This window comes from Streptomyces sp. CA2R106, from assembly GCF_037034245.1.
Taxonomy (GTDB): domain Bacteria; phylum Actinomycetota; class Actinomycetes; order Streptomycetales; family Streptomycetaceae; genus Actinacidiphila.
In genome coordinates this window covers 30,592-48,674 of sequence record NZ_JBAGKC010000017.1, presented here as the reverse complement: position 1 = coordinate 48,674, position 18,083 = coordinate 30,592, and the positions used below count along the sequence as shown (strand labels likewise).

Sequence of the window (18,083 nt, the reverse complement as noted above, 5' to 3'; positions counted from 1 at the left end):
GCGGACCCCGGACCGGACCCGGGCCGCGGGAGCCGGAGTGCCGGCTGCCGGCCTGGCGGGCGCCCGGAACGCTCCGGGTCGGCCCGCCCGGACCCGGCGGCCAGGCGGCGTGTCGGGCCTGATGGGGCCCGAGCGCTCCGCATCCGCGTGGGCGCCGGCCGACCACGGGAGGCACACCGTGCACGTACCGGACCGATCCCGCTTCCGCTTCCGCTTCCGCCGCTTCGGACGCCGCCTGGGCGGCCCCGCGGTCCAGGCCGCCGTGTACGGCGCCGCGACCGCCGCCGGTTCGGGCGCGGTCGAACTCGCCGTCAGGGTGCTCGCGCACCGGTGACCGGGGCGGGCCGCCCTCCGGTCCGCCCAACGTCCAGACCGCCACATCTCCCCCAAGGTCCCGCCCTCACGGTAGCGTTTCGCGCGCGCCGCGGGGCGGCCTTGGCACATCGCCGGGCGCCCGTGCCCCGGCCGGAGCCGGTCACGCCGCCCGACGTACCTCGAGGAGCAGCGCCTGGCCCGGGTTGAGGGTCGGCAGCGGCACGCCCGCCTCGGCGAGCACCGCGCCCGGCAGCCGTACCCAGCCCGCCAGCGCCTCGGTGAGCCAGGCCGGGCCGCCGGTCTGGTGCAGCGACGGCAGCCCGAGCTCGGTGCGCACCCGCACCTCGTAGCTCCCGTCGGCGGCGAGCCCGGGCAACTGCACCCGGCCGTACTGCGCTTCGGTGGACGTCGCGGTGCGCGCCCAGCAGTACAGCGCCGCGGAACCGTCGTACGCCACGACGCCGTGCAGCAGCCGCGCCTCCCGCTGCGCGTCGCCCGGCCCGGTCAGGTCGGCCCGTACGGTGCGGCCGCCGTGCAGCAGCGGGCGCAGCTCCCGGTACATCGCCGTCCAGGCGGTGATCCGCGCCAGTTCCTCGTCGGTGCAGGACGTCAGGTCCTGCTCGATGCCGGCGTGCCCGAACAGCGCGGTGGCCAGCCGGAAGGAGACGTCCGTCTCGCGGTGCGTGGTGTGCGCCGGCGACGGGCCGAAGTGCGCGCCGACCAGTTCGGGGGGCAGCAGCTGCCCGGTCCAGCGCTGGATCGACTGCCGCTCCACCGGGTCGTTGCAGTCCGAGGCCCAGACGCGGTCGGTGCGCGCGAGCACCCCCAGGTCGACCCGGCCGCCGCCGCTGGCGCAGCTCTCGATCTCCAGCCCGGGGTGCCGCTCCTTGAGGGTGTCCAGCAGCCGGTACAGCGCGCGCACCTGGGCGTGCGCGACCGGGCGGTCCGCCGGGCCGTGCACGGCTTCGTGCAGGTCCCGGTTGTGGTCCCACTTCAGGTACGCGATGCCGTACGCGGTGACCAGCGTGTCGATGCTGTCCAGCAGGTACGCCCACGCGTCGGGGTTGGTGATGTCCAGGACGTACTGGTTGCGGGAGGTCGGGCCGCGGCCGGCGGCCGGGCCGAGCACCCAGTCCGGGTGCGCACGGGCCAGCTCGGAGTCGGGGTTGACCATCTCCGGCTCGAACCACAGCCCGAACTCCATGCCGCGGGCCCGGACATGGTCCGCCAGCGGGGACAGCCCCCGCGGCCACACCGCCGGGTCCACCTGCCAGTCGCCGAGCCCGGCGTTGTCCGCGCGGCGGCCGAGGAACCAGCCGTCGTCCAGCACGAACCGCTCGACACCGACCTCCGCGGCCTTGTCCACCAGCCGCAGCAGGCGGTCCAGGTCGTGGTCGAAGTAGACGGCCTCCCAGCTGTTCAGGACCAGCGGGCGGGGCCGGGACGGGTGCTGCGGGCGGGCCCGCAGCAGCGTGTGGAAGCGGTCGGCCAGGCCGTCCAGCCCGGCCGCGGACCAGGCGTACCAGCTCACCGGCGTCCGGTAGCTCTCCCCCGGTGCGAGCCGCACCTCACCGGCCCGCAGCAGCTCGCCCCCGCCGAGCGCCGAGGCGTGCACCCCCGCGCCCTCCGGCAACTGCTCCACCAGGAAGCGCTGGTCGCCGCTCCAGGCCACGTGCACGGCCCACACCTCGCCGGACCGGAACCCGAAGCCCGGGGTGCCGACCGCCAGCAGATACGGCGAGTCCAGCCCGGGCTTGCCCCGCCGCACCTCCCGTGCGTACGTGCCGTGCGCCAACTCCCGGCGCTGCGGGGACCGTTCACGGCTCCACTTGCCGGTGAAGTCCAGCAGCTCGCTCGCCCGGCGCGGCACCGGCAGCAGGGTCACGACCTGCCCCAGGTCGTACGGTGCCGGGTCCGCGTCCACCGCGGCGCGCCGGGTCAACTCCGCCGACACCCCCAGCACGCCCGACGGCTCCAGCCGGTAGGTCAGCGCGACATCCACACCCGCGCCGGTGTCGGCCAGCTCGATCCGCACCTCGCCGCCACCGCGGGGGTCCGCGCGGTGCTCCACCCGCGACGTCGCCAGGCGCGGCGCCCCCGCGCCCCCGTCCAGGTGCCCGAAGTGCGCGGGCGTACCCGACCATCCCTCGGCCTCCGTCGGCCACACCGTGAACCGCCGACCGCAGTCGATCGAACTGTTCAGCACCGCGGCCTCACCCGTCAGACTCAGCGCCCCCAACTCCGCGTCCGACAGCTCCCCCAGATCCGCACCCCAGTGCAGCACCCTCGGGACCGGCTCCGTCATCTCCACGACCAAGCTCGTCCCAGCAGCTCGCAACGCGACCACCCGCGCCGATGAGTCAGCCATGCGAGGGCTCCTCCCTGCGATCCAGCACTCCACGACCCCGCGAATCTAACGACCCTTTCCTTCCACCGTCAACATACCCCGCCCCCGGGGTGCCCCTGCGGACCAGCGCCATCCTGGTCCCGGTCCGCCCCCGGCCCACGGACCGTCCCCCACTGAGCGCGCAGTTCCCCGCGCCCCCTGGCGGGGCGCAGCACCCCACGATCAGCTCCGCGCCCGCGCCCGCACCCGCACCCGCACCCGCACCCGCACCCGGCAACGCAACCCCACCCCCAACGGCGCGCCCCCGCCAGGGGCGCGAGGAACTGCGCGAGCAACCACCCACCAACCTGCAACCCGGCAACGGCACCGCACCCCCCAACGGCGAACCCCCGCAGCGGCCCCACCCCCGGAGGGATTTCTTGCCGCAGGAAATGTAAGGTGCGGGTCATGCCTCTGGATGACCAGCCGCCGGCCGCGTCACTGGTGCTGCGCACCCTGCTGCAAGGCCCGCTGACGCGGGCGGAGATCGGACGGCGCACCGGACTGTCCCCGGGCGCCGTGACGAAAGTGGCGAGCCCGCTGCTGGCGGACGGCTGGCTGACGGAACTGGGCGGCCCGGTCCAGCCGCCGACAGGCGAACGCGCGTCGGGCCGCCCGGCGACCCCCTTGGCGGTGCGCCCGGACCGCGCCCACTTCGTGGGCGTGAAGGTCACCGCGGACGAGCTGATCGGCGTCCTGACCGATCTGACCGCCCGCCCGCTGGCGACCGGCCGCACCGACCTGCGCTCGCACGACGTGGTGACGGTGGTCGCCGACCTCGCCCGGCTGGTGGCGCGCCTGCGCGCGGACGGCACGGGCTTCGGCCGGGGCGACGTGCACAGCATCGGCGTCACCCTCGCCGGGGACGTCGACGCCCGCGGCGGCACCGTGCGCTACTCCCCCTTCCTCGACTGGCGCCAGGTCCCGCTCGCCGCGCTGGTCGGCGCCGCCACGGGGACACCGGTGCTGGTCGAGAACGACGTGCGCGCGCTGACGGTGGCCGAGCAGTGGTTCGGCGCGGGCGTCGGCCTCTCCTCGTTCGCCCTGGTCACGGTCGGCGCCGGGATCGGCTGCGGCCTGTCGGTCGGCGGGCGGGTGGTGTCCGGGGCGTACGGCGTGTCCGGCGAACTGGGCCACCTGGCGCTGGGCGGCACCGACCGGGTGTGCACCTGCGGCAACACCGGCTGCGTGGAGGCCGTCGCCTCCTCCCGCGCGATCACCGAGCAGGCGCGGGAGGCGGCCGGCGACCCGGAGCTGAGCATGCCCGGGGCGGTGCGGCTGGCCTACGCCGGCCACCGGGAGGTGCGCGCGGTCTTCGCCCGGGCCGGACGGGCGATGGGGCTGGCGCTCGCCGCGGTCGCCAACCTGGTCGGCCCGCAGCGGATCGTCATCTCGGGCGAGGGCGTGTCCTCCTATGACCTGTACGAGGAGGAGATCCGGCAGACGTTCGCCGCCCGCGCGTTCGGCGCCGCGGCGGAGTGCGACCTGCTGGTGCGGCCGCTGCCGTTCGAGGAGTGGGCGCGCGGGGGCGCCGCGGTCGCCGTCCAGCACCTGCTGGCCCCGCCCGCACCCGCGGGCGCGTGAGCGGAAGTCCGGCCCGCCGTCACCGCGCCGGGCGCAGGTCCCGCACGACGCGGAACCGTTCCAGCACCGCCATCGTCGTGTCGTCGACGGTGAACCCGGGGTCCGCCAGCGCCTGGCGCATCTGCGCGCTGTGCCAGAACCGCTCGTGCCCGGCCCGCCAGGAGGCGACGCTGTCGTATCCCTCGCCCTCGTCCCTCGCGTGCGCGAGGTCGACCTCCCCCAGCGGTACGACGCGGACGCCGGTCACCTCGATCACCGCGACGGGCCGGTGCGCGGAGTCGACCACCACCGACCGTTCACCGGCCTTCGGCAGTTCCTCGCCCTCGTGCGCGTAGTCGGCGACGAGCCCGGTCGTGGAGGTCTTGGTGCCGTCGAGGACCGCCGCGACGAGCTGGTCCCGCAGCGGGCCCGGGAAGGCGAACTCGGCCGTGGGCAGCGCCGCGAGGTCGGGGGGCAGGTCGGAGGCGTTCGTCATGCCGTCACATTAGCGGCGGCGCGCCACCGTACGGCCGTGTGACGAGCGCCCGTTCACATCCGGTGGCACAGGCGGTAGCCGGTGCCGCGTACCGTGAGCAGCAGGGTGGGGTTCGCGGGGTCCGGCTCGATCTTGCGGCGCAGCCGCGCCACGCAGGCGTCGACCAACCGCAGGTCGCCCGGGGTGTGACGGGTGTGACGGTGTCCCCAGACCCGTTCCAGCAGGGTCTGGCGGGGCATCACCCGGCCTTTGCGGGCGGCGAGTGCGAGCAGCAGGCGCGCCTCGGTCGGGGTGAGGCGGACCGTCGTGCCGTCCCGGACCGCGGCGAGGGTCGCGGTGTCGACGGCCAGCGGTCCGAGGTCGAGCACCCCTTCCGAGGGGCGCGGGCGGGGTCCCGGGCGGCGTAACAGGGCATGGAGCCGTGCTTCGAGGACGCGCGCGCCCACCGGTTTCACGAGATAGTCGGCGGCGCCGTTCTCCAAACCGGTGATGACGTCCTCCGGGTTGCCCCGGGTGGCGAGAATGACCAGCGGCGCGGGATATTCGGCCTGAATTCGACGGCATGTCTCGAAGGTGCCGGAATTCGGTGCCGCGGTGTCGAGGACGACCAGGTCCACCGCGTCGACCGGTTCGCCGAGTCCGCCCCTTCCGCGCGGTTCGCGGGTCCGGTCGGGGCCTGCCGTCTCCCCGTGGGCCGCGGTCACCCGGTGCCCCATGGCGCGCAGTACGGCCACGAGGGAGTCGTCGCAGGTCGTATCGGCCGTGACGAGCAGAAGGTGGTGCACCGGGGTGGCTCCCTGAGCGTGCTGGGGTCGAGTGAGGGTCGTGCCGCACGAGGCTGCCACACCGAAATGACCGGCGGCTGTTACACGGTGACAGCTTGGTCATAAAACTTTCCCCGGGCCGCCCTTCCGAACAAAGCTCCCTGGGAAAGTCCGCCTCGACGAAGGAGACACGAGTGCACAGGGACGAATGGCCCGCCGGATGGCCGGAACCGGAAAGAGCGGCCCCTTTACACCAGGTACGCGGCCGGGTTCTGGCCCGTGTGGTGGGAGGCGCTCTCGCGCTGGGGCTGGCGGCGTCGGCCGCGGTCGTGGGCGGTGGTACCGCGCTGGCCGCCTCGGGAGGTTCGGGAGACTCGAAGGCGCTGTCGGCCATGGCCGGCTCCCGTACCCGGGACATCACGCTGGTGACCGGTGACCGGGTCGCCGTGACCACCACCGCCTCCGGCCGGGACGTCCTGGCCGTGCGGCCGGCCTCGCACGCCGCCGGTGCGGGCGCATTCGCCTCCTTCCAGGACGGCTCCGGCGACCGGTACGTGATCCCTGCGTCCGCCCTGCCGTACGTGGGACGGCAGTTGGACCTGTCCCTGTTCGACGTCAGCGCGCTGGTGAAGGACCCCTCGGCCGCTGACCGGGTGCCGGTGACCGTGTCCTTCACCGCCGCTGCCGGCAGCAGCCCGACCGCCCCGGCCGGGCTGACGCTGACGTCCACCACCCCGGCGCCCGCCGGCGCCCCGGCGGAACAGGGCGTCTCGGCCGGCGGCTACGCCACCGCCGGATCGGGCCGGCAACTGGCGCGGCTGCTCAAGCAGCGGATCGGCGCCGACGTCAAGGCAGGCCGCAGGCCGGGGAGCACTCCGCTGTTCCACCAGGTGGCCTCGGTCCGCAGGACCGGCACAACCGGCACGACCGGCACGACCGGCACAACCGGGTCGGCGGGCACGGCTGCGGACGCCCTGCGCGGTGCCACGTCGGACGGCTACAAGCTCGACATCCTCACCCTGGACGCGGAGGACCGCTCCGGCGCGGGGGCCACCGGCGAGGTCCTGCTGACGAACACCGATGACGCGTCCGTGTTCGCGGCCGTGCTTCCGGTCGTCGACGGCGTCGAGAAGGTGGCGGTGCCCGACGGCCACTACAGCGCCGCCATGCTGGTGCCGACGTACGACACGGCCGGCGCGGTCACCGCCCAGTCCCTGGTCACCCGCTCCGACCTCACCGTGTCCGGCGCCACCACCGAGGACCTGGACGCGCGTACGGCCACGGCGGCCGTGACCGCTGCCACCCCCCGCCCGGCGGTGGCCGACTACCTGAGCGCCAACTGGGCGCGGGTGGACGCCACCGGGCAGACGCCGGTCTCCTACGCCCCGACCGCCTCGGTGACCTCCACCGACGGCACGCCGGTCTACGTCAACCCCCAGCCGGCGGCTGCCGTCGGCGCGGTCGGCTACGACGCACAGTGGTCGGGCCACGCGCCCGACGCCGGCGACTACCGCTACGACCTGGACTCGGCCGCCTCCGACGAGGTCTCCGCCGACCAGCAGATCCACGTCACGAGCGGGCAGCTCGCCGCCGTCGCGGCCCGCTACGACCGCGACCCGGCCAGCCCCGCCGACGGCCAGGTGACCAGCGGAGAACTGACCCAGAACGCTCCCGCCTCGTTCTCCGCCATCGCGACGCAGACCATGCCCGCCCGTGTCACGGACTACCTGAGCACCTTCAACGGAGGGGACTGGCTCCAGGAATCGTTCACCGGTGACCTGGTCTTCATCGGCGAGCGATCCGTGCTCGCCGGACACGGCTACTCGGTGGACTGGGCGCGCGGACCGCTGGCCCTGGGCCTGGGCCGGTACCCGGACACGATCCCGTTCGGGGACTGCGAGGCATGCGTCGCCGGCGGCGACCTGCTGGCCTTCCTGGAGACGACCGACAGCGACGCGGGCCACGTCGGCGACCCCAGCGTCTACGCCGACAACTCCCCCGTGGAGCAGGCCAGTCTCTACCGTGACGGCACCCTGCTGGACAGCGAGGACGGTCCGGGCGTCTACACCGAGGGCCAGGACACGCCCGGGGGCCGCTACCGGCTCGTCGCCGACCGCGACGCCGGCGCGGAACCGAACGTCAGCCAGTCCACCAGCAGCCACACCGAGTTGACCTTCGGTCTGCCCTCGGCTGCCGACACCGGCTCCGTCCTGCCGGCGAACCTGTCCTGCGCGGGCCAGTCCGACAGCACCCCCTGCCTGATCCTGCCGCTGCTGACCGCGCACGACGACCTGGCCACCGACGGCACCGGCACCAGCCACCGCACCGACCAGCGGATGGGCCTGGAGATCGGCCACGTGGCGTACCAGGGCGCCGGCTCGCGGGCCGCGATCACCTCCGCCGCCGTCCAGGTCTCCTTCGACGACGGCCGGACCTGGCAGAACGCGTCCGTCACCGGCTCCGCCGGCCACTACCAGGCCCACTGGACCAATCCGGCCGCCGCCCGGGGCACCAACCCCTCGATCCGGGTGAGCGCCACGGACGCCGACGGCGACACCCTCAGCCAGACGGTCATGCACGCCTACGCCGTCGCCACCACCACGTCATGACCGCCGCCCCACCGGACAAGGAGACCGATCCCGGGATGACCACCCGCACCCGCCTGGTCCGTACCCTGCGGACCGCCGCGACCGTCCTGCTGCCCCTCGCCCTGGCGATGTCCGCCGCCGGCACCGTCCAGGCGGCCGTGCCCGCCCCGGCGTCCGGCGCGGCGCGCACCCTGCCGGCCGACGTGCGGAACGCCTGCGCGGCGGTACCGGCCGGGCAGGCCCGCTGCCTGGCGCAGATCCGCACCGACGTCTCCGGCGGCCTGGGCGTGCGAGGGCCCAGGGCCGCCGCGGGAGCCGCCGACACGGCGCTGCCCGACGGCTACGGCCCGGCGGACCTGAGGTCCGCCTACGACCTGCCCGCCACCGGAGGGGCCGACCAGACCGTCGCCCTGGTCGACGCCTACGACGACCCCACCGCCGAGGCCGACCTCGCCGTCTACCGCGCCACCTACGGGCTGCCCGCCTGCACCACCGGCAACGGCTGCTTCCGCAAGGTGGACCAGGACGGCGCGGCGAGCCCCCTGCCGCAGTCGGCGGGCACCTCCGGCTGGGCCACCGAGACGGCGCTCGACCTGGACATGGTCTCCGCGGCCTGCCCGCAGTGCCACATCCTGCTGGTCGAGGCCGACGAGCCCACCGAGCAGGACCTGGCGCACGCCGTGGACTCCGCCGCCGCACTGGGCGCGACCGAGGTGTCCAACAGCTACGGCGCCACGGAACACAACGGGGACGCCGCCATCGCCGGGTCCTACAGCCACCCGGGCGTGGCCGTGGTGGCCTCCTCCGGCGACTCCGGGTACGGCGTGCCGTCCGCCCCGGCGGTCTACCCGGGCGTGGTCGCGGTGGGCGGCACCTCGCTGACGCCGGCCGACAACGCCCGCGGCTGGCAGGAGACCGCGTGGATCGGCGCGGGCAGCGGCTGCTCCGCCTGGTTCGCGAAGCCGGCCTGGCAGCAGGACACCGACTGCCCGGGCCGTACCGTCGCGGACGTCTCCGCGGTCGCGGACCCGCAGACCGGCCTGGCGGTGTACAACACCACCGGAGCGACGGCGGGGTGGCTCGTGGTGGGCGGCACCAGCGCGTCCTCGCCGTTCATCGCGGGGGTGATCGCCCTGGCCGGGAACCCCTCGGCCTTCCCCGACGCCTCCCGGTTCTACTCCGCCGAGGCGGCCCCCGGCCTCAACGACGTGGTCGCCGGCTCCAACGGCAACTGCGCCGGGGACTACCTGTGCACGGGCGCGGAGGGATACGACGGACCGACCGGCAACGGCACTCCGAACGGCCTGAGCGCCTTCTGACAAGTGCGCGCACGCACGCGGCCCGCCCGGACACCTCCGGGCGGGCCGCACGACCGCAGCCGTACCGCGCGGCGGCGTTACGCCGCTTCGCCCTCGCTGCGGACCAGCAGCACCGACACCGGCGCGACCTTCGCGACGCCGCGGCTCACGCTCGGGTGCAGCAGGCCGGAGATGCCGCTGTAGTGGCCGGGGCCGACCGCGATGAGGTCGCTGCCCAGCTCCTCGGCGCGGTCGATGAGGATCGCCGCCAGCTCCTCGCGCAGGCCCTCGTCGACCTCGCCGTCCGCCGTGATGCCGTCGCCGCGCAGCCGCGCCACGGCCTCGTCCACCACCTGGCGGCTCTCGTCGGTCTCCTCGACCGGGACCACGGTGCTGGCGATGACGCCGCCGATGACCTGGGAGGGCCGTATGTGGATGACCTGGACCTCCGCGCCGGTCAGCTTGGCGAGGGAAGCCACGGCCTCGACCACGGCCGCGCCGTGGGACGTGCCGTCGACGGCGGCGAGGATCTTCTTGTACATGGGTCCAACTTCCTTGTCATACGGGGTCTCGCGGGTCGGCGGGCCCTCCGCTGCATTGAGCGGCCGGGCGCGGTGATCCATTCCCGGCAGCGGAGTGGCGTGGGCCACTTTCGCGGGGCCGCTCTCGCGGGGCCGCCCGATTTCGGCCGCGGGGCTCGACGGCGCGGCGGCCCGCCCCTTGAATGAGAGGAGGCGCCGGGCCGGGCTCGGCCGGGCGGCGCGAGGGTCGAACGACGACGAAGTCGGGATGACGATGGCGGAGATGGGTGCGCTCAAGCGGCGGCGGACGCTGCTGGAGCACGAATGGGCCCGGGTGGTGCCGCAGTTGCGGTCCGCCGGGCGCGGCGCGGCGCCCGCGCCGCCGGTGCGGCCGGAGGTGACCGAGTCGTGGGCGCGCTCGCTGCCGACGGTGGACCCGGGCCTGGAGAGCGCGCCGCCCGCGGCGGGCGGCACCGCGCGCTGGGCGCGCTCCCCGCTGTACCGGCCGGTCACGGAGCTGGCCGGCGAGCTGCTGAGCATCGCCGAGGACGCCGGCTACGTCGCCGCGGTCACCGACGAGGCGGGCACCATCCTGTGGACGTGCGGCGGGCGGGTGATGCGGCGCCGGGCCGAGCGGGTCAACTTCGCGCCGGGCGGGCGCTGGGACGAGGGCGCGATGGGCACCAACGCGCTGTCGCTGGCGCTGCGCAACGGCCACCCCAGCACCGTGTTCTCCGCCGAGCACCTGGTCGCGGCCCTGCACGGCTGGGTCTGCTACTGCGCGCCAATCCACGCCCCGGACGGCCGGGTGCTCGGGGTGCTGGACCTGTCCACCACCTGGGACCGTTCGCACCCGCTGGCGCTGCCGACCGTCCGCACCCTGGCGTCGGCGATCGAGGCGCGGCTGCGGGACGGGGCCGGGCGGGACCGGGCGCCGGAGCGGGCCCGGCCGGGGGTGGAGCTGCGCTGCCTGGGCGCGGCCCGCGTCACCTCGGCCGGGGCGCCGCTGCGCCTGCCGCCGCGGCAGGTGGAGGTGCTGGCGCTGCTGGCCCTGGAGCCCGGCGGCTTCACCCCGGAGCGGCTGCGGGAGTCGCTGTACGGGGACCGGCCGGTGACCGCGTCCACGTTCAAGGCCGAGGTGTCCCGGCTGCGGCACGCGCTGGACGGCGCGGTCGCCACGCGGACGTACGCGCTGACCGCGCCGGTGGTGTGCGACGCCGTCGAGGTGCTGGCGGCGCTGGGCCGCGGTGACACCGGTACGGCGGTGGAGCGCTACCGGGGGCCGCTGCTGCCGCTGTCGGAGGCGCCGGGGGTGGTGGCCTGGCGCGGGCACCTGGAGGTGGGGGTGCGGGAGGCGGTGCTCGCCTCGGCCGATCCGCGGTTCGCGCTGCGCTACGGCGAGCGGGCGCCGTACGACACGCAGGTGCACGAGCACGCGCTGCGGCTGCTCGGCCCGGGCGATGTGCGGCGCGGCATCGCGGTGAGCCGGGTCGAGGCGTCCCGCCGCTGACCGCCCGGACCCCGGCCGCTCCCGCCGCGGTTACCCGGCGAGCCAGGCGAGGGCCGCCACCGCCATGGCGCTGACGCCGGTGTCGAGGGTCGGCTGGATGACGGGCGCGAAGGCCGGGCTGTGGTTGACCGGGATGTCCGCGGCGGTGGTGCCCTCGCGCACGGCCCGCTCGTACCGTTCGGGGTCGGTGCAGCCGACGCCCCAGTAGGTGAAGGGCACGCCGAACGCCTTCGGGATCTCGCTCATGTCCTCGCTGGCGGTCTGCCGGTCCAGGGTCTGCGCGCTGTCGCCGGAGTACGCGCTGAACGCCGCCGCGACGCGCCGGGTGGGGGCCTCGTCGTTGACGGTGGGCGGGAAGGCGGCGGTCTTCTCGATCTCCGGTTCCCGCGGCGCCCCCGACGCCTGGCACTCGGCCCGGACGATCCGCTCGACGGCGTCCAGCACCCGGGCGCGGGTGGCGTCCAGCAGCGCGCAGGAGCAGACCCCGGCGAGGTCGAGGTAGCGCGTGACGGTGTCGATCCCGGCCGGGACCGACAAGGCCGACATAACGGACGGGCTGGGCATGCGGCGAGCATAGACGGAAGTGGGGGCGGCCGCCCGGGGTGAGGGGCCCGCGCCGATCGCACCAACCTTTCGCCAACCTCCGGCCGCCACAGTGGGCTCCGTCGTACCCTCCGCGACCTCCGAGGAGCCCCGCATGGCCTACGCGCAACCCGGCACCGAAGGCAGCATCGTCAGCTACGCCGCCCGTTACGACAACTTCATCGGGGGCGAGTGGGTCGCGCCCGCCGAGGGCCGGTACTTCGACAACCCGTCACCGGTGACCGGCGAGACCTTCTGCCAGGTCGCCCGCTCCACCGCGCCGGACGTCGAGGCCGCGCTCGACGCGGCACACGCGGCGGCCGGCGCCTGGGGCCGCACCTCCACCACCGAGCGCGCGGTGATCCTCAACCGGATCGCCGACCGCATCGAGGAGAACCTGGAGAAGCTCGCGGTCGCCGAGACCTGGGAGAACGGCAAGCCGGTGCGCGAGACCCTCGCCGCGGACCTGCCCCTCGCGGTCGACCACTTCCGCTACTTCGCGGGCGCGATCCGGGCGCAGGAGGGCTCGATCGGCGAGATCGACGCGGACACGGTCGCCTACCACTTCCACGAGCCGCTGGGCGTGGTCGGGCAGATCATCCCGTGGAACTTCCCGATCCTGATGGCCACCTGGAAGCTGGCGCCGGCGCTGGCCGCGGGCAACTGCGTGGTGATCAAGCCCGCCGAGCAGACCCCGGCGAGCCTGCTGCTGGTGATCGAGCTGATCGCGGACCTGCTGCCGCCCGGCGTGGTCAACGTCGTCAACGGCTTCGGTGTGGAGGCCGGCAAGCCGCTGGCGTCCAGCCCGCGGGTGGCGAAGGTGGCGTTCACCGGCGAGACCACCACCGGGCGGCTGATCATGCAGTACGCCAGCGAGAACATCATCCCGGTCACCCTGGAGCTGGGCGGCAAGAGCCCCAACATCTTCCTGCCGGACGTGACCGCCGCCGACGACGACTACCTGGACAAGGCCGTCGAGGGCTTCGTGATGTTCGCGCTGAACCAGGGCGAGGTCTGCACCTGCCCGTCGCGCGCCCTGATCCACTCCTCGATCTACGACGAGTTCATGGCGCGCTGCGTGGCCCGCACCCGCGCCATCAAGGGCGGCGACCCGCTCGACCCGGCGACGATGCTCGGCGCCCAGGCCAGCAACGACCAGTACGAGAAGATCCTCTCCTACATCGACATCGGCCGGCAGGAGGGCGCCGAGGTGCTCACCGGCGGCACGGCCCGCACCGTCGACGGCCTGGAGGGCGGCTACTACATCGAGCCGACCATCTTCCGCGGCACCAACGACATGCGGATCTTCCAGGAGGAGATCTTCGGGCCGGTGGTCTCCGTGACCACCTTCGACTCCGTCGACGAGGCCCTCAAGCTCGCCAACGACACCCTCTACGGCCTCGGCGCCGGCGTGTGGACCCGCGACGCGAACACCGCCTACCGGATGGGCCGCGAGATCAAGGCCGGCCGCGTGTGGACGAACTGCTACCACGCCTACCCGGCCCACGCCGCCTTCGGCGGCTACAAGAACTCCGGGATCGGCCGGGAGAACCACAAGATGATGCTCGACCACTACCAGCAGACCAAGAACCTCCTCGTCTCCTACTCCCCGAAGGCGCAGGGCTTCTTCTAGCCCCCCGCGCCAGAGGCGCCTGGCCTGGCCTTACGTCAGGCCGGGCGCCTCTTGCACACGCTCAGCGCCGCCGAGGAGCAGTGCCAGGCCTCCTCCCGACATCTCCCACCAGTCGAGCACCTTCTTCTGCAGCAGGGCTCAACACGGAGTCGCACTACCGCGATCTGCATCCGCCATGATCCGGGCCATACCCGGGCCAGCGGCTCCTGGTCTCCTACAGCGAGAACAGGCCGGGCTTCTTCCGACACCCGTCCACGGTGCGTCTGACCTGGCCTGGCGCCGGGTCGGGCGCATGGGTGCTCCTTCACCACCGGGGTCGGTCGCCGGCCGACGGGGGCACCCCCGGGCGCGGATCGCCCCGGCGTCCCCGCTCCGTCAGGGGTTGACAGGAGTGGAGCGCGCCGCGGGCAAGGTGACGTCGAAGCGGCAGCCGCCGGGGACGTTGTGTGCCGTGGTGCGGCCCTGGTGCGCTTCCACGATCCCGCGGACGATGGCGAGGCCGAGGCCGGCGCCCGCCGGCGGGGTTCGCGCGCCGGTGCCGCGCCAGCCGGTGTCGAAGACGCGGGGCAGGTCGTCGGGCGGGATGCCGCCACAGCTGTCCGTGACGGACAGGATCACTGAGTCGGACGCGTTGTCGCGCCGGGCGGACACCGCCACCGTTCCGTCCGGCGGGGTGCGGTGGATCGCGTTGGTGAGGAGGTTCGCCAGCACACGGGTCATCTCCCGGCTGTCGACTTCCACCGGCGTCCGGTCGACGTGGTCGCCGACGAGGTGCACGCCGTGCTCGGTGGCGAGCGGGTTCGCGCCCGCGATCGCGTCGCCGACCAGGTCGTAGACGGATATCCGGGTCGGGGACAGGGCGAGGACACCGGCCTGGATGCGGGAGAGTTCGAACAGGTCGCCGACCATGCCGCTGAGCCGGTCGACCTCCGCGCGGATCTGCCGGTGGTAGCGCGCGGGGTCGTCGGCGATGCCGTCCTCCAGTGCCTCGGTCATCGCACGCAGGCCGGCCAGCGGGGTCCGCAGGTCGTGCGAGATCCAGGCGACCAGCTCCCGCCGGGATGCCTCCAGGGCCCGCTCCCGCTGCCGCGACAGGGCGAGTCTGGCACTGGTGGCCTCCAGTTCCCGCCCCAGTGCGGCGAGTTCCGCGGTCGGGGTGCTGTCCGGGGCGGCGAAGATGTCGTTGTCACCGAACGCCCGGGTGGCGGCGGCCAGCGCGCGGCTGCCCGCGACCACCTGCCGGCCGAGAATGAAGGCGACGCCGAGCGAGACCACCGCGGCGATCGCGCAGACCATGGTGACCACGCCGAGGTCGTGTTCGGACAGGAACATGGCCCTCGCCACGGACAGGGTGCCTGCGAGCATCGCGGCCACGGTCACTGCCGCGACGACGGCCAGCGACAGCGCGAGGGAGCGGTGCCGCAGAAGGCGCAGGGCGGCGGCGCCGAGCAGGCCGGCGGCGACCGCGCCGAGCGCGGCATAGGCGGCGATGATCAGGATATCGTGCACGGTCCCCCGCCTTCCTCCGGCCGCCGCCCGGCCGTGGGGCGGGCGGGCTCCGGGGCCTGCCGAAGCTCTTCCGGGCCGGCCGGCGGGTCGAAGCGGTAGCCGATGCCCCACACGGTGGTGATGAGCCGGGGACGGGCGGGGTCCTGCTCGATCTTCTCGCGCAGCCGCCGGACGTGGACGGTGACCGTGGACAGGTCGCCGAACTCCCAGCCCCAGACGCGGCGCATCAGTTCCTCGCGGCCCATGACACGCCCGGGGTGCCGCAGGAAGAACGCGAGGAGGTCGAACTCCCTTATGGTGAGGGGGAGTTCGCGGCCGTCTTGCAGCGCGCGGCGGGCCGCGGGGTCGAGCGCGAGCGGGCCCGAGCGCAGCCAGGGGACGGCCGCGGGGGGCGCGGCGGCGCGGCGCAGCACCGACTCCGCCCGGAGCACGAGTTCGCGCGGGCTGAACGGCTTCGTGACGTAGTCGTCGGCGCCGACCTCCAAGCCGAGGATGCGGTCGTCCTCGTCGCCCCGTGCGGTGAGCATCACCACCGGCACCGGGCCGTCCTGCCGTATGCGCCGACAGACCTCCAACCCGTCCATGCCGGGCAGCATGAGGTCGAGCACGACCAGGTCCGGTCGGGTCAGCGCAGCCAGGGTCACCGCCGACGGGCCGTCCGCGGCCCGGTCGACGGCGAATCCCGCCCGCTCCAGGTAACTCGCGACGACCTCGGCGACCGTCGGGTCGTCGTCCACCACGAGGATTCGCCGGCGGTCCGGGACGGGTGGGGTCGGCTCGGGCACGGTTGCGCTGCTCATGGACACGAGTCTGGCACCCGGCCACTGACGGTGACCATGCCCGCTGCCCCGCCCGCGCGCACCGTCCGGAACTCGTAAGAACCTGCTACCCCCGCGCTGCCCCCTCCTGCGGTGGCTCTTCCGGCGGTCCCGGCGTGCGCAGCGCGGTGAAAGCGCGACCGCCCGCGGTCCATGCGGCGGTCACGGTCCAGCCGGTCGTGTAGGCGTGCCGGTCGAGGGCGCGGGTACCGAGCAGCGCCCACGGAAAGGGTGTGCCGTGGGCCCGGGTGCCGTCGTGGAGGCGGACGTGCAGGCATTCGTCCCGGTCGGGCGGGCCGGGTGTGCTCTCGGCGATCAGGGTGCCGCCGGCGCGGAGCAGCCGGCGCAGCCGGGTGAGCAGCGCGTCCGGGTCGCCGCCGATGCCGATGTTGCCGTCGACCAGCAGGGCGGTGCGCCAGTGGCCCTCGCGGGGCAGCCGTTCGAAGACAGACCGGGTCAGGGCGGGGCCGCCGGCCGCGCGTGTTCGGCGCACGGCGTCGGCGTTGACGTCGATGCCCAGGGTGGTCCGGCCGCGCGCGGCGAGTGCGGTGACCATGCGCCCCGGTCCGCATCCGACATCCAGGACGGGACCGGTGCAGGCGGCCAGCACGGTGCGGTCGGCGGCGTCCGGGGGCGCACACCAGCGTTCGACGTCCAGGTGGAGCAGGCGCCGGTCCGGGCCGGACAGGTACAGCGGGCCGCGACCGGTCCGCATCGCCGCCGTATAAGGGTCCGCGGCCGACCACGCCGGTGGGGCGGACACCGTCATCGGGAGGGTCACCGCTCACCCGCCGGCACGCAAGTGGGCCAGTGCGGTGGCGAAGCGGGTGCCGGGGGCCCGCGCCGCCACCCACGCCGCGTCCGCGGCGGTGTCCACGTCCCGCAGCACCGGCAGGTCCCGCACGGTCAGCCCGGCCGCGGTCAGCCGGTCGCGCTGCGCCCTGCCGGTGTACGGGGTGGACATCGGCACGCCGAGCACGAGGTCCGGGTCGGGCTCGGCGAGGCCCAGCGCCCAGAACCCGCCGTCGGCCGCCGGCCCGAACCAGGCACCGGTCCCCGGCTCGGGCGCGGTGTGCAGCAGGGCCGGGGTGACCTGGGGGGTGTCCATGCCGATGAGCAGGGTCGGGCCGTCGCAGTGCCCGAAGGCCGCGGCCAGTCGTTGGTCAAGGCCGCCGGCGACCTGCGGGACGACGTCGATGCCCGGCGGCAGCCAGGCCCCGGGGGCGCCGTCGAGGACGAGCAGCCGCCGGTCGGCGGGGGTGGCGGCGACAGCGGCCAGGGTGTCGGCCAGGGCCGCGGCGGCCAGATCGGCGGCCTGCTGCGGCGTGAAGGGCGGGCAGAGCCGGGTCTTGGCCCGGCCCGGTACAGGTTCCTTCGCGATCACGACGAGCGTCGCCATCAGACGGTCACCGGCTTCCGGTCGGCGCGGGCGGGAGCGGCGAGCACGGCGCGCATGTCGTGGACGGCGTGCCAGGTGCCGCGCCAGGTGCCGGTGACCTTGGACCTGCCGGTGCGCGGCTGGTAGGGCACGTCCTGCTCGATGACGCGCCAGCCGGCCTCGGCTGCGAGGACCACCGTTTCCAGCGGGTATCCGCTGCGCCGGTCTCGGACGCCCAGGTCGAGCAGGCGCCGGCGGCGGGTGGCGCGCATCGGGCCGAGGTCGCGCAGCCGCAGGCCGGTACGCCGGCGCAGCATGCGGGTCAGGGCGGCATTGCCGGCGCGGGCGTGCGGCGGAAACGCGCCGCGAGCCGTCGGGCGGCGGCGGCCCAGCACGAGGTCGGCTTCGTCGGCCGCGATCCGGTCGACGAAGTCCACGAGCAAGGCGGGGTCGAGCGAGGCGTCGCAGTCGCAGAAGCAGACGAACTCGGCCTCGGCGGCGAGGAGTCCGGCGTGGCAGGCGGCGCCGAAGCCGCGGCGCGGTTCGTGCACGACGGTGGCACCGTACTCCGCGGCGATCCGGGCGGAGCCGTCACGCGAGCCGTTGTCCACGACGACGGCCCGCCACCCGGGCGGGACCCGTTCCAGCACCCAGGGCAGTGCCTCGGCCTCATCGAGGCAGGGCAGGACAAGATCGACGGAACACGTCATGGGGGAACCTCA

General features: G+C 74.7%; 15 protein-coding genes and 1 pseudogene. 6 read left to right on the top strand and 10 right to left on the bottom strand.

Going from position 1 to position 18,083, the window contains the following annotated elements:
- The first annotated feature begins 178 nt into the window (after nt 1-178).
- Nucleotides 179-334 (top strand): hypothetical protein, encoded by a 156-nt coding sequence (locus WA788_RS22785; RefSeq protein ID WP_335980221.1) that lies wholly within the window; start codon nt 179-181, stop codon nt 332-334.
- 141 nt (nt 335-475) lie between these two features.
- Here WA788_RS22785 and WA788_RS22780 read toward each other — a convergent pair whose 3' ends face one another.
- Nucleotides 476-2,683, bottom strand: coding sequence for an alpha-galactosidase (locus tag WA788_RS22780; RefSeq protein ID WP_335980219.1), 2,208 nt, complete (start codon nt 2,681-2,683; stop codon nt 476-478).
- A gap of 426 nt (nt 2,684-3,109) precedes the next feature.
- On the opposite strand from WA788_RS22780, the gene WA788_RS22775 reads away from it, so the two are divergent.
- Nucleotides 3,110-4,285 carry an ROK family transcriptional regulator gene (locus tag WA788_RS22775; RefSeq protein WP_335980216.1) on the top strand — a complete coding sequence of 392 codons (1,176 nt, stop codon included), beginning with the start codon at nt 3,110-3,112 and terminating at the stop codon, nt 4,283-4,285.
- Between the two features lie 19 nt (nt 4,286-4,304).
- Here the strand turns inward: WA788_RS22775 and WA788_RS22770 are convergent, their stop codons facing one another.
- Nucleotides 4,305-4,760 (bottom strand): ASCH domain-containing protein, encoded by a 456-nt coding sequence (locus WA788_RS22770; RefSeq protein WP_335980213.1) that lies wholly within the window; start codon nt 4,758-4,760, stop codon nt 4,305-4,307.
- A 53-nt stretch (nt 4,761-4,813) separates the two neighbouring features.
- Entirely contained in the window at nt 4,814-5,545 is a 732-nt protein-coding gene (locus tag WA788_RS22765) for a response regulator transcription factor (RefSeq protein WP_335980211.1), read from the bottom strand.
- Between the two features lie 260 nt (nt 5,546-5,805).
- On the opposite strand from WA788_RS22765, the gene WA788_RS22760 reads away from it, so the two are divergent.
- The gene (locus tag WA788_RS22760; RefSeq protein WP_335980209.1) at nt 5,806-8,133 is read left to right on the top strand and encodes a hypothetical protein; all 2,328 of its coding nucleotides are present in this window, start codon (nt 5,806-5,808) and stop codon (nt 8,131-8,133) included.
- Complete coding sequence (locus WA788_RS22755) at nt 8,130-9,431, top strand: S53 family peptidase (RefSeq protein ID WP_335980208.1); 1,302 nt, start codon at nt 8,130-8,132, stop codon at nt 9,429-9,431. Before WA788_RS22760 ends, WA788_RS22755 begins: the two co-directional genes overlap by 4 nt.
- A 77-nt stretch (nt 9,432-9,508) precedes the next feature.
- Here WA788_RS22755 and WA788_RS22750 read toward each other — a convergent pair whose 3' ends face one another.
- Nucleotides 9,509-9,952, bottom strand: coding sequence for a universal stress protein (locus WA788_RS22750; RefSeq protein ID WP_335980206.1), 444 nt, complete (start codon nt 9,950-9,952; stop codon nt 9,509-9,511).
- 247 nt (nt 9,953-10,199) lie between these two features.
- On the opposite strand from WA788_RS22750, the gene WA788_RS22745 reads away from it, so the two are divergent.
- Nucleotides 10,200-11,441, top strand: coding sequence for a GAF domain-containing protein (locus WA788_RS22745; RefSeq protein ID WP_335980204.1), 1,242 nt, complete (start codon nt 10,200-10,202; stop codon nt 11,439-11,441).
- A 30-nt stretch (nt 11,442-11,471) separates the two neighbouring features.
- Here the strand turns inward: WA788_RS22745 and WA788_RS22740 are convergent.
- A pseudogene (locus WA788_RS22740) lies at nt 11,472-11,903 on the bottom strand (amidohydrolase); the annotation flags it as partial.
- Nucleotides 11,904-12,138: 235 nt separating this feature from the next.
- Between WA788_RS22740 and adh the strand changes: the two are divergent.
- Entirely contained in the window at nt 12,139-13,656 is a 1,518-nt protein-coding gene (adh, locus tag WA788_RS22735; protein ID WP_335980202.1) for an aldehyde dehydrogenase, read from the top strand.
- A 375-nt stretch (nt 13,657-14,031) separates the two neighbouring features.
- Here the strand turns inward: adh and WA788_RS22730 are convergent, their stop codons facing one another.
- The 5 genes from WA788_RS22730 to WA788_RS22710 all read right to left on the bottom strand — a co-directional run bounded on the left by WA788_RS22730 (nt 14,032) and on the right by WA788_RS22710 (nt 18,071).
- A complete protein-coding gene (locus WA788_RS22730; protein ID WP_335980201.1) occupies nt 14,032-15,165 on the bottom strand; it encodes a sensor histidine kinase in 1,134 nt (377 codons plus the stop codon).
- Nucleotides 15,150-15,965 carry a response regulator transcription factor gene (locus tag WA788_RS22725; RefSeq protein ID WP_335980199.1) on the bottom strand — a complete coding sequence of 272 codons (816 nt, stop codon included), beginning with the start codon at nt 15,963-15,965 and terminating at the stop codon, nt 15,150-15,152. Before WA788_RS22725 ends, WA788_RS22730 begins: the two co-directional genes overlap by 16 nt.
- A gap of 85 nt (nt 15,966-16,050) precedes the next feature.
- Nucleotides 16,051-16,698, bottom strand: a complete 648-nt coding sequence (locus WA788_RS22720) for a class I SAM-dependent methyltransferase (RefSeq protein ID WP_335980197.1) — start codon at nt 16,696-16,698, stop codon at nt 16,051-16,053.
- 69 nt (nt 16,699-16,767) lie between these two features.
- Nucleotides 16,768-17,382 (bottom strand): TIGR04282 family arsenosugar biosynthesis glycosyltransferase, encoded by a 615-nt coding sequence (locus tag WA788_RS22715; RefSeq protein ID WP_335980194.1) that lies wholly within the window; start codon nt 17,380-17,382, stop codon nt 16,768-16,770.
- Nucleotides 17,382-18,071 carry a glycosyltransferase family 2 protein gene (locus WA788_RS22710; RefSeq protein WP_335980192.1) on the bottom strand — a complete coding sequence of 230 codons (690 nt, stop codon included), beginning with the start codon at nt 18,069-18,071 and terminating at the stop codon, nt 17,382-17,384. The genes WA788_RS22715 and WA788_RS22710 overlap by 1 nt, the downstream gene beginning before the upstream one ends.
- Nucleotides 18,072-18,083 lie beyond the last annotated feature (12 nt).

Excerpts from the sequence above, each read along its gene's own strand:
- WA788_RS22780 (WP_335980219.1), bottom strand. The coding sequence starts at position 2,683 with ATGGCTGACTCATCGGCGCGGGTGGTCGCGTTGCGAGCTGCTGGGACG.
- WA788_RS22750 (WP_335980206.1), bottom strand. The coding sequence starts at position 9,952 with ATGTACAAGAAGATCCTCGCCGCCGTCGACGGCACGTCCCACGGCGCG.
- WA788_RS22720 (WP_335980197.1), bottom strand. The coding sequence starts at position 16,698 with ATGCGGACCGGTCGCGGCCCGCTGTACCTGTCCGGCCCGGACCGGCGC.
- WA788_RS22710 (WP_335980192.1), bottom strand. The coding sequence starts at position 18,071 with ATGACGTGTTCCGTCGATCTTGTCCTGCCCTGCCTCGATGAGGCCGAG.
- adh (WP_335980202.1), top strand. The coding sequence starts at position 12,139 with ATGGCCTACGCGCAACCCGGCACCGAAGGCAGCATCGTCAGCTACGCC.
- WA788_RS22715 (WP_335980194.1), bottom strand. The coding sequence starts at position 17,382 with ATGGCGACGCTCGTCGTGATCGCGAAGGAACCTGTACCGGGCCGGGCC.
- WA788_RS22775 (WP_335980216.1), top strand. The coding sequence starts at position 3,110 with ATGCCTCTGGATGACCAGCCGCCGGCCGCGTCACTGGTGCTGCGCACC.
- WA788_RS22770 (WP_335980213.1), bottom strand. The coding sequence starts at position 4,760 with ATGACGAACGCCTCCGACCTGCCCCCCGACCTCGCGGCGCTGCCCACG.
- WA788_RS22725 (WP_335980199.1), bottom strand. The coding sequence starts at position 15,965 with ATGAGCAGCGCAACCGTGCCCGAGCCGACCCCACCCGTCCCGGACCGC.
- WA788_RS22755 (WP_335980208.1), top strand. The coding sequence starts at position 8,130 with ATGACCGCCGCCCCACCGGACAAGGAGACCGATCCCGGGATGACCACC.
- WA788_RS22745 (WP_335980204.1), top strand. The coding sequence starts at position 10,200 with ATGACGATGGCGGAGATGGGTGCGCTCAAGCGGCGGCGGACGCTGCTG.